The sequence below is a fragment of the Pseudoalteromonas sp. SR45-5 genome (assembly GCF_014163565.1).
GTDB lineage: Bacteria > Pseudomonadota > Gammaproteobacteria > Enterobacterales > Alteromonadaceae > Pseudoalteromonas > Pseudoalteromonas distincta.
In genome coordinates this window covers 1-4,135 of sequence record NZ_JACJDN010000353.1, presented here as the reverse complement: position 1 = coordinate 4,135, position 4,135 = coordinate 1, and the positions used below count along the sequence as shown (strand labels likewise).

Here is a 4,135-nt window from a genome sequence, read left to right as displayed (position 1 = left end):
AGGGTTTAGTTGATGCGTTACCTATTTTTACTGTTGATAATACCTCTTCATTCTTTTGCCGAAATTAACCTTCCTCTGCAAAAAGAACTAATTGAAATGGAAATTGAAGATCAGCATATTCGAAACAAAATAGGAGAAGCTGGGTGGCAAAACCCGCCTAAAGCACTCCTAGAACAAATGATGAAAATAGATGAAAGTAATACAGGAAAACTTAAAGCTATCATTAAAAAGCATCATTGGTTAACAAGAGATTTAGTCGGAGTTAAAGGAGTTGGAGCAGCATTTTTAGTCATCCAGCATTCACCTGATGTTGCATTTAAAGTAAAAATGCTTCCTTATTTAAAGCAATCATATTTGAATGGCGAAGGTGTTAGCGGACAACAAGTTGCTCTTTTAACTGATAGAGTTCTTATTGCACAAGGAAAGAAACAAATCTATGGTACTCAAGCTGACGTGAGTGAAGGTAAAGTTGTGTTTAGCCCTATAGAAGATGAAACTAATGTAGATATACGGCGTGAAGAAATGAATATGCCCTCTTTAGATTTTTACTTAAAAATAATGGAAAAAATGTACGGGATTAAAGAACACCCTGAAATAGACTTGAATTAATGTACATACAACAAAATGTCCTGAGGTGGGCAGCAAGCGCTAAAGTTCTCTTTCCACCGCAAATTTTAACAGCGGTGATCCCTTACTTTTCAATGTCGTTAGGTAAGTTGATACATCGTAGGGCGTATGTAGATTTAGACGCGACTTTACTTATCTAGTTCTTTTCTTAGAGGAAATAACAAAGGCACTCATCCTAAATTTTGCACATAAACACCAGTAATCCTTTTCAAAACGCCAATTAAAACCAACAGCAAACACTTCTTTATATTCTGCGTAAAAATACAGTAATCAATTGAACCAAAATAGGAACTCAGCTATGGTTTGTTTATCAATAAAAACAAATAGAAACGAGTTAATCTACAGGCTCGTTAGGTAATTAAATGAATACTGCCATCGATGAAGTCACAAATAATTACCAAGACTGGAGCTTAGACAAATTATCGTATGTTGATGGGTTACTAACACTGAACCTTAAAACTTATATAAAAGGCGATGATCCCGTAAGGTTTATGGTTGTGTTTACAAATACCGTTTTATTTGAAGCTTATGATGAAAGTAGCCATTTTCATGACTATCATCAAAACCGTGATTCGGGCGTAATCGGCGTGTATTCTGATTCAAGCTTATTGGAGTATGCTCAAACTAAAACGAATACTTTCAGTTTAAACAACAATAAGCTGTTTCATTATTCAGTAATGACTACAAATGAAATCATTCATGTTTTAACAAATATTGAGCCTCAGGTGATAAACGTTACCTAACAAAACGCGCTGAGGTGGGCGACTAGTAAAATTTGGCTATTAATTGTGGGAAGCTGAAAATAGTAAGTAATATTTTAAAAACTCTATAACAAGGAACGTATATGAATTTATTTGAGAACAAAACCGTAATTGAGTTTGAAATATCAGAAACAGGCCACCAAATTGTTGAAGCTAAAATTAACGGTAAATTGTTACGTTTTATTTTAGATACTGGCGCTGGAACGTCAGTTTTAGACAGGGGATGCCTAAGTGAGTTAAGCATTGAAGAAACACTCAATGTTGAGAATGCAGCAGGCTTGGGCACTTCGGATCACGCTATGGGTGATATAGAAGTTCATTCAATAGAGTTTGGAAATGCCTTGTTTGAAAGTCCTGACTTTGTGTCACTTAATCTTGACCATGTTCAGGTAGCGGGTGGTGAAAAGGGAGTACATGGTTTGTTAGGCTCTCCCTTTTTTACTCAATACCAAGCAGTTATCGATTTTTCAAAAAATAGGTTAGAGCTTTTTAATAAAAAAATTAAATATCTAACCTAAATTTTGTTAGTAGATTTTAACTAACGCACCATGTTTATGGATTTTACTATGGCATGGTGCAACAGCTGTTATTGTTTACAATCTGTATTTTATAGCTACTTTTCTAATTCTCTTTTAGTAATTCTTTTCTTATAATTTCTGCCCCTGCGCTCAAGGCATTTAATTTGCCGTTAGCTATATGGTGAGGTAGTGGAGCCATGCCGCAGTTTGTACATGGGTAGAGTTTGTCGGCATCTACAAATTGGAGTGCTTTACGTAGCGTATTAGCTACTTCTTCTGGCGTTTCGATAGTATGATTTGCTACATCAATAGCGCCTACCATTACTTTTTTACCGCGAATGAGTTCTAGTAAATCCATTGGTACATGTGAGTTATGGCACTCTAATGAGATAATATCGATATTAGATTGCTGAAGCTTAGGGAATGCTTCTTCGTACTGGCGCCATTCGCTTCCTAGTGTTTTTTTCCAATCTGTATTGGCTTTAATGCCGTAGCCATAGCAAATATGCACGGCGGTTTCGCATTTGAGCCCTTCAATTGAGCGCTCTAAACAGGCAATTCCCCAGTCGTTTACTTCATCAAAAAATACATTAAACGCGGGCTCGTCAAATTGAATAATATTAACGCCGGCGGCTTCTAACTCTTTTGCTTCTTGATTTAGAATTATGGCAAATTCCCACGCTAGTTTTTCGCGGCTTTTATAATGATCGTCGTAAAGCGTGTCAATCATTGTCATTGGGCCTGGCAATGCCCATTTTATTGGTTGCTTGGTTTGCTGGCGTAAAAATTTAGCGTCTTCAACAAACACTGACTTTTGGCGGCTCACAGGGCCAACAACAGTGGGTACGCTTGCATCGTATCGGTCACGAATTTTTACTGTTTTACGTTTTTCAAAGTCAACGCCATTTAGGTGCTCTATAAATGTAGTTACAAAATGCTGCCTTGTTTGCTCGCCATCGCTAACAATATCAATGCCTGCTTGTTGTTGGTCGAATAATGACAAGCGTAGGGCGTCGTGTTTGCCTTGGGTTAATTCATCACCTTGTAATTTCCAAGGTGACCAAAGTGTTTCTGGCTCTGCAAGCCATAAAGGCTTAGGTAAACTGCCAGCGGTAGATGTAGGTAGTAATTTTTTCATAATAAATAATGCCGTATATTTTAGTTAATTATTAAACGTATTGTTAAGCGCGTTATTACTGCTTGTTACTATTAGTTGTTATGACAGATAGCTAGTAGAGAATTGCTCAAGAACTCTTTGGTACGGCTTGATAAAATGCTCTTGCGCAAACTTGCCTTGCTCGTTTGCTAACTTGCCGCGCTCTTCTCGGTCATACACAATTTGCGTTAGTGAGTGGTCCAAGTTTTTTAAGTTTGGTTTATATGATTTACCCGCTGTTGCGTTGGCATTATAAATCTCTGGTCTGTAGATTTTTTGAAACGTTTCCATCGTACTAATGGTGCTTATAAGCTCAAGATTGCTGTAATCATTAAGTAAATCACCAAAGAAAAACAATGCTAAAGGCGCTGCACTATTTGGCGGCATAAAGTAACGTACCTGCAAGCCCATTTTTTTGAAGTATTGCTCAGTTAAAGACGATTCATTTGGTTCGTATTCAACGCCAAGTACCGGGTGTTGGTTTTCGGTGCGGGTGTAGGTTTTGTTATCTGACACACTTAGGCATATAACCGGTGGTTTTTTAAAGTTTTGTTTGTATGTATCCGAATTTACGAATGACTGAAATAGCTTGCCATGTAAAACTCCAAAGTCATCAGGAATACTAAATTGAGGCTTGCCTTTATTGTGCTCTTGTAGGAGTACGCTAAAGTCGTAGTCGCGCACATACGATGAAAAATTGTTTCCTACAATGCCTTCAATGCGCTTATTTGTTTTATGATCAACAATATTTGTTTTTAATATTTCTATTGATGGGAAGCTTTCGCCGCCGTCTTCAATACCTATCTCAACAGAGACAATTTCAAGCTCTACAGCATAACGCTCACCTTTGGTGTTATCCCAGTGGGCTAGGGCATTAAAACGGTTGTTAATCATGTTTAAGGCGTTACGCAAGTTTGCTTTGCGGTATTCACCTCTGGCTAAATTAGCAAAGTTGGTTGTGATACGCGTATTAGTTGATGGATGATAATTTTCGTCGAGTGAAACGCTCTTAATATTAAATGTAAAATCTTTTTTCATCGTGTTTATATCCAATTTTATAATTTAAACCTGAT

At 37.2% G+C, this 4,135-nt stretch carries 5 protein-coding genes; 3 read left to right on the top strand and 2 right to left on the bottom strand.

All coding sequences use genetic code 11. The features are described from left to right. Positions 1–12 precede the first annotated feature (12 nt). The 3 genes from H5072_RS13140 (at position 13) to H5072_RS13130 (ending at position 1,906) form a co-directional block, all read left to right on the top strand. Positions 13–609, top strand: a complete 597-nt coding sequence (locus H5072_RS13140; protein ID WP_182693769.1) for a DUF6624 domain-containing protein — start codon at positions 13–15, stop codon at positions 607–609. A 380-nt stretch (positions 610–989) separates the two neighbouring features. Further along, a complete protein-coding gene (locus H5072_RS13135; RefSeq protein ID WP_024599073.1) occupies positions 990–1,370 on the top strand; it encodes a hypothetical protein in 381 nt (126 codons plus the stop codon). Between the two features lie 101 nt (positions 1,371–1,471). Then, positions 1,472–1,906, top strand: coding sequence for a retropepsin-like aspartic protease (locus tag H5072_RS13130; RefSeq protein ID WP_182693768.1), 435 nt, complete (start codon positions 1,472–1,474; stop codon positions 1,904–1,906). Positions 1,907–2,009: 103 nt separating this feature from the next. On the opposite strand, the gene H5072_RS13125 is transcribed toward H5072_RS13130, so the two are convergent. Then, positions 2,010–3,044 carry a methionine synthase gene (locus tag H5072_RS13125; protein ID WP_182693767.1) on the bottom strand — a complete coding sequence of 345 codons (1,035 nt, stop codon included), beginning with the start codon at positions 3,042–3,044 and terminating at the stop codon, positions 2,010–2,012. 78 nt (positions 3,045–3,122) lie between these two features. Then, positions 3,123–4,100 carry a DUF1852 domain-containing protein gene (locus tag H5072_RS13120; protein ID WP_182693766.1) on the bottom strand — a complete coding sequence of 326 codons (978 nt, stop codon included), beginning with the start codon at positions 4,098–4,100 and terminating at the stop codon, positions 3,123–3,125. Positions 4,101–4,135 lie beyond the last annotated feature (35 nt).